At 52.0% G+C, this 14,197-nt stretch carries 10 protein-coding genes; 4 read left to right on the forward strand and 6 right to left on the reverse strand.

The genetic code is table 11. The features are described 5' to 3' along the window. Positions 1-563 precede the first annotated feature (563 nt). Together WH7805_RS07260 and WH7805_RS07265 are read right to left on the reverse strand one after the other, a co-directional pair. On the reverse strand, positions 564-5,582 hold the full coding sequence (locus WH7805_RS07260) for a peroxidase family protein (RefSeq protein ID WP_006042378.1): 5,019 nt from the start codon (positions 5,580-5,582) through the stop codon (positions 564-566). 524 nt (positions 5,583-6,106) lie between these two features. After that, positions 6,107-8,044: a sensor histidine kinase KdpD gene (locus WH7805_RS07265; protein WP_156783638.1), complete on the reverse strand. Its 1,938-nt coding sequence runs from the start codon at positions 8,042-8,044 to the stop codon at positions 6,107-6,109. Between the two features lie 211 nt (positions 8,045-8,255). Between WH7805_RS07265 and WH7805_RS07270 the strand changes: the two genes are divergently transcribed. After that, positions 8,256-8,450: a PCP reductase family protein gene (locus tag WH7805_RS07270; protein ID WP_369776001.1), complete on the forward strand. Its 195-nt coding sequence runs from the start codon at positions 8,256-8,258 to the stop codon at positions 8,448-8,450. 35 nt (positions 8,451-8,485) lie between these two features. Here the strand turns inward: WH7805_RS07270 and WH7805_RS07275 are convergent, their stop codons facing one another. Genes WH7805_RS07275 through fabI form a run of 3 tightly spaced genes read right to left on the reverse strand, consistent with a single transcriptional unit; the run spans position 8,486 to position 11,465 of the window. Further along, a complete protein-coding gene (locus WH7805_RS07275; protein WP_038005210.1) occupies positions 8,486-9,976 on the reverse strand; it encodes a carotenoid oxygenase family protein in 1,491 nt (496 codons plus the stop codon). A gap of 54 nt (positions 9,977-10,030) precedes the next feature. Then, the gene (hisB, locus tag WH7805_RS07280) at positions 10,031-10,642 is read right to left on the reverse strand and encodes an imidazoleglycerol-phosphate dehydratase HisB (RefSeq protein ID WP_006042382.1); all 612 of its coding nucleotides are present in this window, start codon (positions 10,640-10,642) and stop codon (positions 10,031-10,033) included. A 40-nt stretch (positions 10,643-10,682) separates the two neighbouring features. Next, positions 10,683-11,465 carry an enoyl-ACP reductase FabI gene (gene fabI, locus WH7805_RS07285; RefSeq protein WP_006042383.1) on the reverse strand — a complete coding sequence of 261 codons (783 nt, stop codon included), beginning with the start codon at positions 11,463-11,465 and terminating at the stop codon, positions 10,683-10,685. A gap of 119 nt (positions 11,466-11,584) precedes the next feature. Here fabI and WH7805_RS07290 point away from each other — a divergent pair, with 119 nt between their 5' ends. Next, positions 11,585-12,511 (forward strand): FAD-binding domain-containing protein, encoded by a 927-nt coding sequence (locus WH7805_RS07290; RefSeq protein WP_232198977.1) that lies wholly within the window; start codon positions 11,585-11,587, stop codon positions 12,509-12,511. A 28-nt stretch (positions 12,512-12,539) separates the two neighbouring features. Next, positions 12,540-12,968 (forward strand): hypothetical protein, encoded by a 429-nt coding sequence (locus WH7805_RS07295; RefSeq protein WP_006042385.1) that lies wholly within the window; start codon positions 12,540-12,542, stop codon positions 12,966-12,968. Between the two features lie 18 nt (positions 12,969-12,986). Here the strand turns inward: WH7805_RS07295 and WH7805_RS07300 are convergent, their stop codons facing one another. Next, complete coding sequence (locus tag WH7805_RS07300) at positions 12,987-13,466, reverse strand: hypothetical protein (RefSeq protein ID WP_232198978.1); 480 nt, start codon at positions 13,464-13,466, stop codon at positions 12,987-12,989. A gap of 109 nt (positions 13,467-13,575) precedes the next feature. Between WH7805_RS07300 and WH7805_RS07305 the strand changes: the two genes are divergently transcribed. Next, positions 13,576-14,193 carry a thioredoxin family protein gene (locus tag WH7805_RS07305; protein ID WP_006042387.1) on the forward strand — a complete coding sequence of 206 codons (618 nt, stop codon included), beginning with the start codon at positions 13,576-13,578 and terminating at the stop codon, positions 14,191-14,193. Positions 14,194-14,197 lie beyond the last annotated feature (4 nt).

Genomic DNA, 14,197 nt, shown 5'->3' on the forward strand with positions numbered 1-14,197 from the left:
TTGTGGCAGCAACAATGACCACCCCACTAGGATTGCAAGGCTTGATGGATGGACAACGACTAGCAAGAAAGTGACTTATGAGCAGAGGTGACAAGAGGCCTCAGCAAAAAAGGAATGAACGAAGACTCAAGAGCGACAAGACGGACTTCATCACGGAGAGTTTTGCACGCTACAAATGGATTAAGGATCTGAAGAAATTTGACTGAAAGCAGTATTAAGTGATGCGTTAACAGAGATTCGATGGCCATTAGAACAATTCGATGAATCACCAATGGTTCAAAGAGATGAGAACAAGACTCAGACAAAAACAATACCTTTGCCATGCCTGAAGAATCAAACACGGATGAATGCAGATCGTCCACGTCTCAATACAGTGAAGGCAATGTCCTTCCAAATTACCATGTGATAGTGGATGTCAGTCCATAAAAAAAGCCCCAGAACTTACTCTGGGGCTGAATTCAGAATGATAAGACTAGAACATTAGTCGTTTACAACGGGCCAAAGAGATTCGGTTGAGAATATTTTGCCGTTGTACAGGAAAACAACCATCTTAATAATTGACATCATACCAGGACATTACTGTCAGCATTAGGGGAGAATTCATCAACGCCAGATGGAGTGAACAAACCTCCATTAATCAAATCAGGTGTATTCACACCCAATTGCTCCGTGAAAGCGGTGCTATCCCAAATGAGTGGTTCTTGCACGAACAAGAATTCGACATCGGCGACATCGAGATTTCCCTCTGGGAAAAGATCAGAGAAAGCTTGGTTACGTACACGGCGTGGAATCAACATGTCTTGCTCAATGACCTCGAAATCATTGACATTCACAATGCCGTCAAAGTTGGCATCAGCTTGGGATGGATTAGTACCGGCATTGATTGCATTCTGCAAGAAGTCAACATCTTTATTATTAACACGACCATCCAGATTAAGATCACCCTGGAAAGTCACCAGATGCCTAACATGTAGATTACTGATATCTCGAGTATCCCAGCTATTCCAAGACTTCGTGGTCAGTTCATAGCCGGCACCGGCATCACCAGAGGTGCTTAATATTTCACCAACAGCATCATCGTTGACCTTAAACGTTGCTGTTACTTCAACAGAGCGATCGACCGGAAGCGTCTCTAAGAAAGTTTCACCGTTAGCGAACACAGCAGAAACCTGCGCGATATCACTACTAAAATTCTCGAGCGACAGGTCTTTCACTTTAAATCCAGCAATATTCGACCAAGAATTCGTTTGAGTAATGGTCGAGCCGGCTCGAACCAAGTTCGAGAATCCACCGTCAATCAGCTCGGTGCCTAGATCAAAATGACCATCGACTTCAAGCGTCATGTCAGCGAGTTGAACATGTTTAACAACACCATTGCTTTGATAAACGACTTTATCAATGCCTTGGAATGACTTAACACCTGAGCTGCGCCATTCAACATTCAAGGCCTGTCCATCAAAATCAATCGAGTATTTGCCAACTTCACCACCAAGCTTTAAAACTGCGGTGTTGTCTCCGCTATCGCGGGTAAAATCGAAATCATTGGCATTGGACACCTTCAAAGACTGAGAAACTTCATCAGCAGACGTTAACAGCACACTATGTCTTTCATCAGGTTGAAATTCAACCTTGAGACCAGACTCCGGTGTATTAAATACAAATGAATTTGCTCCAAACTGCTTGTATGCCGCCTTATCCAAAACGACATGCTCAATGCCAAAGAATTGATCAAGAGTTTCGAGAGCGTCTCTAGTGGCCACACCCTCTGCACCCCATGGATTCAGAGATGAAAGATCAACAGCAACACTTTGAACACCATCTTGAGGTGAAACTTCAGCCACTAAGGTGTCGTACCCAGGACCACCAAAGACATAAGTTGAGTCAGAACCGTCGGTATAAATAGTGTCATCGCCTCCATCTGCAAAGATAAGATCAGTCGGAAGCGTCGGATCTTCTACAAGCGGTTCTACCACTTCAGCAACGGGTGGTTCCTCTACTGCAACGTCGATATAGCCGTTACGCTCCATCCAAGCTGTTAATTCCTCAGCATCAACTTGATTAGAGAGAAGAGCTTCAATGTCATGATGCTTACCGGCGTAAATCGTGTCGTTACCAGTTGGACCGACATAAGGCATCACCACCATCGTTGGTCTTGGACCGCGCTCACCAGGATCATCAGGATCAACAATCTTACGCGTACCTTCGATATATTCGCGGAAAGCAGTGATCTGTTCTGAAGTAAAAGCCTCACCAGTTAAAGGATTGATTCCGCCAACGAGAACGCCATATCCAATTTCAGTCTTGAGAGGCAGAAGGGTCTTAACAATTTTGCCTCTTCGATTACGGTTTTCCCAGGCACGAGCAAGCATCTCGGCATTGAAGGTAGGAGCCGCACCATCGCCAAAGAGAATGTCTCCAAACTCTTCACCAGGACCGCCTGAACCATCACCAACGACGATGTCGTCACCACCACCACCGGCAACCTCATCTGGCCCAGCCCCACCAAAGAGAATGTCATTGCCCTCCACGTTAAGGGCATCTGCAGCCCCAGAGTCACCAAAGACAACGTCGAACAGATCACCTGCAAGAACTAGATCATGGCCTAGGCCAGCATCATGGAGACCAGAACCGCTGAGGCGAAGCAGGTAGTCATCATTGTTCTCACCAAATAGAGCGTCCTCGGTTTGTCCATAAAGAGTGTCATTATCATTACCACCAAAGATATGATCCAAGTCGAGATCATCTCCTCCCCGAAGTTGATCTGCACCGTCTTGGCCGTAAACCCAATCTTCACCACCAAGGGCATTGATAATGTCATCACCAGCACCACCACGAATATCATCAGATGCTACACGCGTCTCAAATCCTTTCTTCGCTGCTCCGCTACTGCCCTGAATAACATTATTCAGTTCATTGCCCGCGATAATGCGATTAAACGCATTGCCATCCCAATCACGCTCATTCACTGCAACGAAATCCTTCGTGCCATCAGCGAGGGTATCGATCTTTGCAACACGGAACGTATCTTGATGGACATATTGAGCTCCATCCCCCAGTGCCGTTTGAATCATTGCAGTCCAGGTCTGGTGACCCAGTTGCCTCAATGTCTCTGAGCCCGGAATACTGATTTTGTAATATTCTTCATCTCTATCTTGTGCTCGATCAAAACTATCAATCAGCAAGAATGTAAATGTATTCCCCATCAGGCTGTGCATGAGCCCTTCACCAGTTGGGGTTTTCACTTGCTTCTCAGCAAGTCCACCCACGTAGAGCGAAACATTATCTAAACCAATACTATTATCCAGGGCGGCATCGGGACCTCCATACAGGGCCATGAAATCGAAAACAAGATCGGTATCACGGAGATTCTTAGAAAAGTCCTCCCAATTCTCGTAAGGCTTCATTCGCCGAAGAAACTCATTACGCTCCGAGCCAGGCGCAAAAATACCAGCTGAAACATCAGAAGCCCCAGACTGGAGTTCGTTACCAATACCAGTCTCTAAGAACAACTCGCTGACCGACCGACGAAATTCTTGGAGAGTCGGCAAACCCATGTCATTCGCCCGCTCAACATTAAAGGCCAGCAAATCATTAGGCTGTCCAACAAGCATATTCCGAACTGCATCGACAACCAGAGTATCGACAGCCTGGGAACGCTCATGAACATTGGCAGCGATAATTCCCTCTGCCCCACCAAGCTCACCGTAAAGAGCTGGATTAATAAAAGCGTCAATTAGAGGCTTTTCAATCAATTCCGTGACACGAATCAATTCCTCCAATTCCTCAATCTTGGCTCCATTCAGTTCAGAATAAATTTGTGAATGTCCATAACGGAATGCAGCGCCGGCAAACTCAGTCGAAATATTAGGATTGACCTCAGGATGAACACCGTTAAATCCGTGCTCATTGAGAATGATTTCTTGTGGCATTAACCGGTCTGTGTCAGGCATCAGATCCCGATCCTGAGCCTCAGAAATACCAAAAGGAATACCACCCGTTGCATGCACTAAATATTGATCAGCGATCATGCGCTGATACCCAGCATTATTAACAGTACGCGCCATTGCGAACACCGCTTGAGCGGCGTCAAGCGTCAGTGTCTGCCCCTCTGCATTGGCATGCTCAATATCCCAACCCTTTGCCAAAGCGACAATATGCTCTAAACCAGGTGCTTCTTGCCTTACCTGCTCAAGCGAATCATACTCTGCAGCAACTTGAGCTAACTGGTCTTCAATACGATCTACAAGATGATTGTGATTGCGCAAAAAGACTTCTGTGATGGCCATGAGTTGTGAATTCTCATTGGTCCGTGCATCACCCGAAATTTTATGGCCGAGCGCTGAAAAAGCACTGTAATTCGCAAGGGGGCTTGCATCACCAATCAGCATCGAAAAGACTTGCTCAAAATCGGTACCGTTGCTCGATCCTGCTGATAATTGAGCAAAAAATTGAGAACGCTGTGCTCGAAGGTTCTCTAACTCCTCCATCACTGAAAAAGTTTTGTCTTTACCTGCAATATTGAGAGTAATGACATCAACCCGCGGATCTCCAGTGACTTTATTTCCCAATTCCTGACCACGAACTTGGCGATCCCACTCACGGACCACTTGATCAGAGAAATAAAGAGAGCGGCTATCAAGCAGACTATCAACGAGATTCTTTAGCTCTGACTGTGATGCATACCCCAAGCGTTGGGCTGAATTGATGATGACATCGTAAAAGCTAGGGAGAGAAGCAACATCCCCTGTGTACTCTCTGAAAAAGCGTAAATCACTCGTCGCTGACCAGTATGAATTAAGGAGTCTTGCAGTGAAATTACCATCGGCATCTTTTTCACGCAGATAGCTATTTATTTCAATATTTGCTCCATAGGATTGATCTTGGTCAAAGAAAGGCGTCTTGACATTCTGGAATTCCCCTTCACCAGGCGCATCAGTGCCTTCAATAGGTTCGGCTGCATTCAGAAGTTGGAGCGACTTGACGGGCTGGCCATTAAAGTCAAATGATTTATTTCGCAAAGGATCCTGCTTTGGCAGGAAAACGGTCATCTTATCTGCATCTTCACCTGACTGTTTAGGAATCAGGTCCAAGCCATGGTCAATGTATTGACCAGTGCCCATAAAGAGATTGTTATAACCGGCCTCTTCCGGCATGAACCACTCACCCTGGTCAGAAATCGTGTTGCTGACTTGACGAGAATTAGGGAAAGGTCTTCCGTCCGGACCAAAACTCTGAATATATCCTTCAACGGCTGTAGGAGAATTATCCTCTCCAAGCTGAGCCACTGCTTTATCAATCGTTCCTTGAGAACGACTACCCCTTCCGGGGTAATTATTAACAGAGGAGATTCTCTCAAACGGTGAGCCGCCATCATCTACCTCGACAATGCGGACATCGTCCATCATGAACTTGTCCAGCAGCATCGAAAGATCTGCCTTGCCGAGAGCGAAGTCTTGCTTCAGCTCTGTCGTTCGATTAATCTCAACTCCACTGATGTCGGTGCCAAACTCTGCTTTAAATTCTTCTTCAATAAATTTCTTTGAATTGTTTTGAAAGTCTTTAGACTGCTTGTTTTGAGCCACTAGTTTTACCTCAATGAGAAAAGGTTTGCATTATTTGTAAGCCCAAGAGTGGCACCTACAGTTCAACCATATGAATCCCGGTGCGCCACACCGACATCGACAAGAAAAAGACTGCACAACGACTACTTCTCTGCGCCTGAAAACCAAAGCTTGTAAACGTGTTTACATTTCAAGTAAACGCATGCATCTGCTTTCTCAGAGCATTGACGCATCAGTATCCATCTCTTCTAGCTCACCATCTCTGGCGCAACGCGACACCCGTCTGTCAACGAACCTCGGAGAGGTCAACGCAACCAGGCCTTGCTCAATCGCAACAAACCTCACGAGCAGAACAGCTCGTGAGGCGATAGCACCAGGAAGAGTTCGCAGTACTCAACTGAACAGGGACTATGACCTGTTCAATCGAGCCTGACCCAACAACAGAAAATCCTTCATAGCAGAGAGCAGCGTGAAGCTCACTGATCAACGCAGAGCCACAAGCCAACAGTCAAGGGATTCAGACGGTGTGCGTGCTGAATTAACAATCAGCGAACAACTGAAAACTCCAATCTGATCACTGTTCCCAACGCACTCGAATCAGCCACAGCAATCCGACCGTTCATCAGATCCACGAGCTGTGAAACCAGTGCCAAACCGACCCCAGAGCCAGGTACAGATTGATTGTGCTGCATTCCGCGGAAAAAAGGTTTGAAGATATTGGCTTGGTCCTCGATTGAGATCCCAGGGCCATGATCCTTAATCTCACAAAAGAAGCATTCCGAAGATGTGCCCTGGCTTAAATAAATCGGCGATGCTTCAGGCGAATACTTTGCAGCATTTTCAAGTACATTAATGAGACACTGAATCAAACGTTCAAGATTAATTAGCAATGACAAGTCTTTAAATTGTTCTAAATCCTGAAGTTGATCATGCTGAACTCTGGAGCCCCAGGGGAGTAATTCAAGCTGTCTGAACATCTGTTGCAACACATCAAATGCAGAAATTTTCTCCAAAGACAAAGTCAATCGACCAGATTCACACAACGACAAATCAGTCAGATCGCGAACGAGTCGGTCGGCTTTACACGCTTCATTTTCCAACAAATGCATCAGTTGAAGGTCTGAGTCAGGTACGTCCTTCAGACGATCTCCAAGACGATGGGCTGTCGCACTGATCAATGCCAACGGTGTCATCAGCTCGTGACTCACTGATCGCATAAAGAGCTGTTGCTGTGTCCATGCATGCTGAATGCGTTCCGCAAGTCGGTTGTAAGAAGTCACGACTCCCTGCCATTCCTGAGGTTGACTCTCCAACAAAAGAGATTCATTGTGAGGCACTCCATAAGAACACAATGTCATTTGGTCCATCATTTCTTCAAGTGCCTTGAAATGAGGAATCAATGAGTTCATCGGATGATCGGACAATGGAGTCCTGAGGGCATCTAAATTCCCTCGAACTTTGCCTGATTCAAATGCAGAGATACACTGCGATTTCACTTGATCTAAAAAAAGCTGAGATCCTGACTGATCATTCGCGATAACAATAATCCCTTGTGAGACGATAGCTGCGACAAATGTTGCCACCTCAAGAAGAAGACTGTCCCCAGAGCTCGACTTCAATACCAGAAGATTCCGCTGAAGCAGTCGATTCATCTTCGAGACAATTGCAGATGGCAATTCGTTCTCTGCCAATGCAAGTGCACTGCTGCTTGCCAACAAATTAAACACCGCAATATTCATCACTGCCTGGCGCAGATTCACACTCAGATTAAACTGGCTCTTGTCTGACAGGCCTGCATAAAATTCCCTGAAAGCATCAAAAAAGCACTCACCCAAAGACAACTCTTCAAGCCGTTGAATAAAAGTTTTCTTGTGCTTAACCCTTAGCGTAGAAGCTTCAGGTGCGCCGCCGAAAAACTCCCAACCGTTATAGAGAGCTGTAGAAAGACATTGATAGAAAAGTGCACTTGAAGACTGCCCATGCGCTGACTGATCAGCGATCTCCAATGAAAGCTTAACCCAAGAAACGAAATCACTCAACTCACTTCTTGAGAGAATAACCGCTTGAGGATTACAATCCAGGCAACGAAAGTCCGCCCACTCCAAATGATTTATTGAACTTCCAATAGCTTCTCTTTTTTCGGGAAATTGCTCGCCAACACTTAAACCATCGCCTACCAATTGACACCATCTAAAACCAACTCTCTCATCTATAAAGGGAATTGAAAAGGCATCACATCGTGCGCCTCCATCGAACTTACTTGTTTCCATATCGCCCGCAACCAACTGCGATGCAGGCGGATTTTTATATAAAAAATATGCTTCCAATGCAACATCATCAGTGTTTATCCGTTCAACCAGACTGTTGCGAGTAAACAGGCGCTGCTGATCCAGTGAACTAAGTGCCATTACGAGAATCTCATTTTGCTCCCAAGCAGATGGTGGAATAGGAATCGCACGCTGAGCATCAAGCGAACAAAACAACGCTATTCACACAAAAATTGAGAGGAGCTCGTATTTCGGACAAAAGGCAATAGTGCACCGCCCTTAGGAAGCTTTCTAAGCTCACACCTAGAGACCAAGAGACAACGAAGCAACAGATTTATTCGGAAAACGATGCACAAGACACCAAATACGCAGACCTGGAGCAGCTCATTCCTTCAAGAGCACCACTCTCCCAGCTTGATGTTGAGACATGTCTGTCTCAATGAACTACACCCCAGTTACCACGATGGAATGGAGTCTTGATGCCGAACAAACCCTGAAAGAGGTTCCTTTCTTCATTCGGCCTGTCGTTCGCAAAAGCATCGAAAAGATGGCTGCGTCCGATGGCAAAACCATGGTCGACAGCGAGCTGTACGCAAGAGCGAAAGCCGCTCGAGGACGTTAGGGAGCATTGCTGCCAATCAGGGCAGCAAGCATGACTTAAGAGCAGGCCGGCTGCCAACTCCCATGCAGACCATGAGGGATCGCCAGAGGCAACTCAACCACAGCGATCTCTCGCAGATCAGACGCATCGAGAATCACAAGATCAGAGCCTTCCCGGTCACCGTTCCAGACCAGCTCGAGAACCCAGCCTTCATCCTCAGCCGTTGCACCGGGGCGGGGAACCATCAGTGGTTCGCTGACGAAGCCATGGGGTGCGGCACTCCAGATCCATCGCTCTCCACTGCTGAGATCCAGCTTCTTGATCACCTGCAGGGGGTCATTGCCCTGCTCCCGGGCAGCCGCGGCCATCCAGGCGTAGCGGCATGGCAGGCCCTCCTTTTCGGGATTCACCATGGCGAATTCGCAGCAGCGTTCACTCAAGCGAGTGGTTTGCACCCGGCCACTCTCCAAGCTGATGCGGCATTGCTCCAGCAAACCCTCTGGAATCAGATCGAAATCCACCGCGGCGAAGTCCATCTCCGGACCGACAGAGGGAAAGTCGCTGTAGTAAATGCTTTCCACCACCACATCACCCTCCTCTTCCCAGGCATTGAGGTGATGGAACACAAAGCCGTCCGGGGCATCCACAATGCGAGGCGACTGACCGGCGAAGGCACCACTGTCGCGGGGGATCAACCAGAACTTCGCCTGACCATCAGGTTTTGACTGCAGGCACTGAGCCGCACCTTTCTGACCAAGCACGAATGGCAGCGGGTTGAACGCGATGGCGTTTTGAAGAAACACCGCCCAGTTGGGTGTGATCGCGAAATCGTGCAGAAATGCGAAGCCGTTGAAGCTGTCTTTACGTTCACAGAGAAGATCGCCGGCCTTAATGCCTGCAGCAGGATCGGTTTCAGTGGCGAACTCCATCAAGCGGATGGTGCTGCGCGGCCCGGTTTTCACCCCAAAGGTCACCATGCGTGGACGGTCGTGATGGCCAGGATCAAAACGAGGATGCGCACTGAAGGCCTCACCTTTTTTGAGCACACCTCCCAGAAGGCTGATGCCATGGGTTTCAAGGGTGCGGGGATCCAACGCGTGCGGTTCCGCCGCTTCCCAGAGCGCCAGTAACTGATCGCCCAACTGCACCACCCCGGTGTTGGCGATGTTCTTCAGGCGGAGATCAAATGCATTCGCTAGAGGCCCACCAGGCTTCTGGCTGCCGAACACACCGCGATACAGCACCTTCCCTGCAGCTTCCTCTTCCTGCCAACCGGCCGTTCGCACAAAGCGATTGCTCAGGGCAACAGCACCTTCCTGAAAGCGCAGAGCCGTGATCATCCCATCGCCGTCAAAGGGATGATGCACCCGCTGACCGTTGCGCTCGAGTCGACCGGGACCGTTGCGGTACAGAGTTCCCACCAAGTCGGGAGGGATGGTGCCGCGCACCGGGGTCAGGGACACATCGGTGAGCTCCTGCTCCACATTGCGAAAGGCACTAGCCCATTCCGACCGCTCGAAACGGTCAACGGCAGGAGCGACGGTCACAGAAGATGGAGCAGTTGACCCCATCTTCTCGTAACGGACTGTGAAGCGCGCGCTTCAGTTCAATCCAGCTTGCTCCAGCACCCCCTTACTGCTTGGCACCGCATTGGCCCGGCGTGGGTCGATCTCCGTGGCCTGGCGCAAAGCCCGGGCGAAGGCCTTGAAACAAGCCTCCACGATGTGGTGAGAATTGGCACCATCGAGTTGGCGGATGTGCAAGGTGAGTCCGCTGTTATTCACCACAGCCACGAAAAACTCCTTCACCAGCTCAGTGTCGTAGGTGCCGATCTTCTGGCTGGGAATGCTGAGGCTGTAACTCAGGTGCGGACGGCCTGAGCAATCCAACGCCACCTGCACCAAGGCCTCGTCGAGAGGCGCGAGGAAATGGCCGAAGCGATGAATGCCGCGGCGATCGCCGAGGGCCTGAGCGAGGGCCTGGCCAACGGCGATGCCCACATCTTCATTGGTGTGGTGATCATCGATGTGCGTATCCCCTTGCGCGCTGATCACCAGATCGATCAGGCCGTGGCTGCTGATCTGATGAAGCATGTGATCAAGAAACGGCACACCGGTGCTGGCCTGGCACTGACCACTGCCATCGAGGTTCAGGCGCACCTGCACATCGGTTTCTCCGGTGACCCGGTGGATTTCACCACTACGCATGCTCATCGGCCTCAGGATCGGGGACGCATGCGCTGATCATGCCGGCTCACATGCCGTTAATGCAGTACCCGGCATCCACATAAAGCGTTTGCCCCGAGATCCCGCTGGAAAGCTCGCTGAGCAGGAAAGCGGCCGTGTTGCCCACCTCGGTCTGCGTGACCGTCCGGCGCAGAGGAGCTTTTTCCTCCACGTTGTGGATCATGTCCAGGATTCCGCCGATGGCCGAACTAGCCAGGGTGCGGATCGGACCGGCACTGATGGCATTCACGCGCACCTGCTTCTCGGGGCCGAGTTCGGCAGAGAGGTAGCGCACGGAAGCTTCAAGAGCCGCCTTGGCCACGCCCATCACGTTGTAATTGGGAATCGCGCGCTCAGCGCCCAGGTAGGTGAGGGTCACGACCCCCGCCTTTTCACTGAACAGGGGCTTGGCATGACGGCAAAGCGGAGCCAGGGAATAGGCACTGATCTCGAGAGCACGGGCAAAGCCTTCGGCCGTGGTGGCGCTGTAATCGCCCACCAGCTCCTCTTTGCCAGCGAACGCCAAACAATGCACCAGTCCGTCGAGGACACCCCACTGGCTCTTGATCTCGCTGAACACGGCCTCCATCTGAGCCGAATCCTGCACGTTCAAAGGGAGAAATAGCGAGGGCTCCAGGGGTGCGGTGAGCTCACGCACCTTTGACTCGAAGCGACCCTTGTCGTCTGGGAGATAGGTGATACCCAGCTCAGCGCCTGCGGCTTTGAGCTGCTGGGCAATGCCCCAGGCGATCGATCGGTTGTTGGCAATGCCGGTAACGAGAATCTTCTTGCCCGTGAGATCGAGAAGCATCGGACCGGCTGATATTGAACACTGCTGGGATTCTCTCCTATCCCGCACCCCTGCCCTGAGAAGCCAGTCGCAGTTATCTCCTGCGATCGACAGGATGGCGGCGTTCCTGTGATCCCGTGGTGCTGCCCTTACCCCCCATCACACCCCTGTCCTGGCCTGAACAGCCAGGGGATCTGCCTCGAGACCTACCGGATCGCGACGCACTCGATCGACGGCTTGCCAACGAATTCCCCTCCGCCCAAGGGCCACTCAGTGGCATTCAAGGCGGCCGACAAGCGGCTGAAAGCCAGCTTCAGCGGATGGAGGCGAAGCGTTACGGCCGCAGCCGCAACCATCTCAAGGGGGCCGTCACACGCTTATCCCCCTGGATCCGACACGGCGTTCTCACCTTGGCAGAGATCAGGGAAGCGGTCTTTGCCCAATTGCGGGATCGCGGCCAGGGCAGAGACGACGGCAGCAAGCTGATCAATGAACTGGGCTGGCGTGATTTCTGGCAGCGGATGTGGGGCGATCTCGGCGATGGCATCCATGAGAGCCAAGAGGAGCTGAAGACCGGCCACGATCCCTCCAGTTACAGCCGGGAGCTTCCCGACGACGTGCGTGAAGGCCGCACGGGGCTGGCCTGTATGGATGGATTCAGCGAGGAGCTGGTGAGCAGTGGCTGGCTCCACAACCACGCACGGATGTGGATGGCGGCGTATCTGGTGCACTGGCGCAGGGTGCATTGGAAAGCAGGAGCCGACTGGTTCCTGGAGCACCTGCTTGACGGCGATCCCGCCAGCAACCACCTCAGCTGGCAATGGGTTGCCAGCAGCTTCAGTCACAAGCCGTACGTCTTCAACCGCGGCAACCTGGAGCGCTACAGCGACGGGAGGTATTGCAAGAGCTGCCCGAGCGCAGACACCTGCCCGTTTGAGGGAAGTTACGACCAGCTGGAGTCGCAGCTGTTCGCGCCCCAGCCGGCGATCCGGGATGTGCCCAGCCGGCGCAGAAACGGAAACACCCGAGGCAGTGCCAGCGCCGCCTTCGCCAGACCGAAGCGCTGAGCCTCCGATTCCGAAACCCCCACACCCCATGCCGTTCCAAAACCCGATCCTCTGGATCCACGAGGAAGCCCTTGGCCCCCACAACCCTGCCCGGCTCGCATGGCCTGACGCCCCTGCACTGTTCGTATTCGACACGCAGTGGATCGAGAACGCCGGCATCAGCCGCAAACGCCTTGGCTTTCTCTACGAGAGCGCCCTCGAGTGTGCCGTGACCCTGCGCAAAGGAGATGTGGCGGCCGAGGTGATCAGTTTTGCCCAGCGGCATCAGGCCGATGGAGTCGTCACCAGCGTGCCAGTGGATCCGCGTCTGGCGGGAATCGCAGCACGGGTTGAGAGCCAATACCCCTTGGAACGACTTGAACCGGAGCCCTTCGTGAACCTGCCGCGGCCACCGCGCCTAGGCCGCTTCAGCCGTTACTGGCGTGAAGCAGAACCGGTGGTCTGGGAAGGGTTCTAGCGCCGAGGTCACTCGGCTTCATTGGCTCGGGTTCAACAACGCCTCTTCACGCTTGAGCTCCTCAGCGGGATCGGTGAGCAAGTCTTCCTGCTCCAGTGCAGGAAGAGCAACAGGCACGACCTCCGAGGCCTTGGTCGGCGGTTGAACCCACTGCCAGCGGGCCTTCGGCGCCCGATCTGCACATAAAGCCTTCAACTCGTCTTGAAGGGCCGTCAAAACCGAATCCCGTTGAACAGCCTCAAAAAACTCCGAACGCGGAGCCAGACCGGCACTGAAGGGTGCTGTTCCGTTTCCGTTGAAAAGGCGTGCGGCATCCACAAACCAGCGAGGTTTGCAGACCGCCGGATCACGGGTATCCGTTTCCAAGAACAAGTGAAGACCGAATCCATCGGGCTGACTGACCACAGCCAGTCCGTCATGGGGTACCCGTCGCTGCAGGGGAAACACCGCCCAGGACGACTCAGGTGATGAAGCACAGCCCGCCAGTGTGAAACCCATGACTGCAAGGCCTGCAAAAGCAGTCTGAACCCAGCGCACCAACGCTTCTCCACCGCAGAGCAGGATTCTGAACCAAGATCAACGACAGTGCAGGTTCCTGGTTGGTCGCATGGTGCTCACGCCATCCACGATGCTTCCCTTAGGGCATCCACTCCCTGAATTCCATCTGCCGGTGGTGTGCGGCGAGCTGGCGCAACAATCCCCTGGCGGAACCCTTGGACGCGACGATCTGCCTGTTCGTCCAGTTCTGGTGATGCTGATCTGTTCCCACTGCCCGTTTGTGAAGCACGTGGAACCGGAACTGAGCCGCCTGGAACACGACTATGGCCAGAGCATTTCGCTGCTCGCCGTTTCGAGCAACAGCGTGATCACCCATCCCCAGGACGGACCTGAGGGCCTTCGCCAGCAAGCCGAACGCATGGGCTGGTCGTTTCCTTATCTGTTCGATGAGCAGCAGAGCCTGGCGATAGCTCTCCGCGGCGCGTGCACGCCGGAGTTTTATCTGTTCGCACCGGGTTCAAGCGGAACGCAGACTTTGCGCTACCGAGGGCAGCTGGATGGCAGTCGGCCGGGGAACCCGGCAGAACTTGATGGCCGTGATCTAAGGCAGGCCATGGATGCCGTCCTTGCTGGGCAGCCGTTGCGGAGCCAACAAAACCCCTCGATCGGCTGCAACATCAAATGGCATCCCGGACAAGAACCGCCGTGGTTCGGGGGCCCGGCTTAAGGTG

The sequence above is a fragment of the Synechococcus sp. WH 7805 genome (assembly GCF_000153285.1).
GTDB lineage: Bacteria > Cyanobacteriota > Cyanobacteriia > PCC-6307 > Cyanobiaceae > Synechococcus_C.

What these genes read in the sequence shown, in the direction of transcription:
- WH7805_RS07270 (WP_369776001.1), top strand. Translation starts at nt 8,256, where the DNA reads ATGTCTGTCTCAATGAACTACACCCCAGTTACCACGATGGAATGGAGT.
- hisB (WP_006042382.1), bottom strand. Translation starts at nt 10,642, where the DNA reads ATGAGCATGCGTAGTGGTGAAATCCACCGGGTCACCGGAGAAACCGAT.
- fabI (WP_006042383.1), bottom strand. Translation starts at nt 11,465, where the DNA reads ATGCTTCTCGATCTCACGGGCAAGAAGATTCTCGTTACCGGCATTGCC.
- WH7805_RS07295 (WP_006042385.1), top strand. Translation starts at nt 12,540, where the DNA reads ATGCCGTTCCAAAACCCGATCCTCTGGATCCACGAGGAAGCCCTTGGC.
- WH7805_RS07300 (WP_232198978.1), bottom strand. Translation starts at nt 13,466, where the DNA reads ATGGGTTTCACACTGGCGGGCTGTGCTTCATCACCTGAGTCGTCCTGG.
- WH7805_RS07305 (WP_006042387.1), top strand. Translation starts at nt 13,576, where the DNA reads ATGGTGCTCACGCCATCCACGATGCTTCCCTTAGGGCATCCACTCCCT.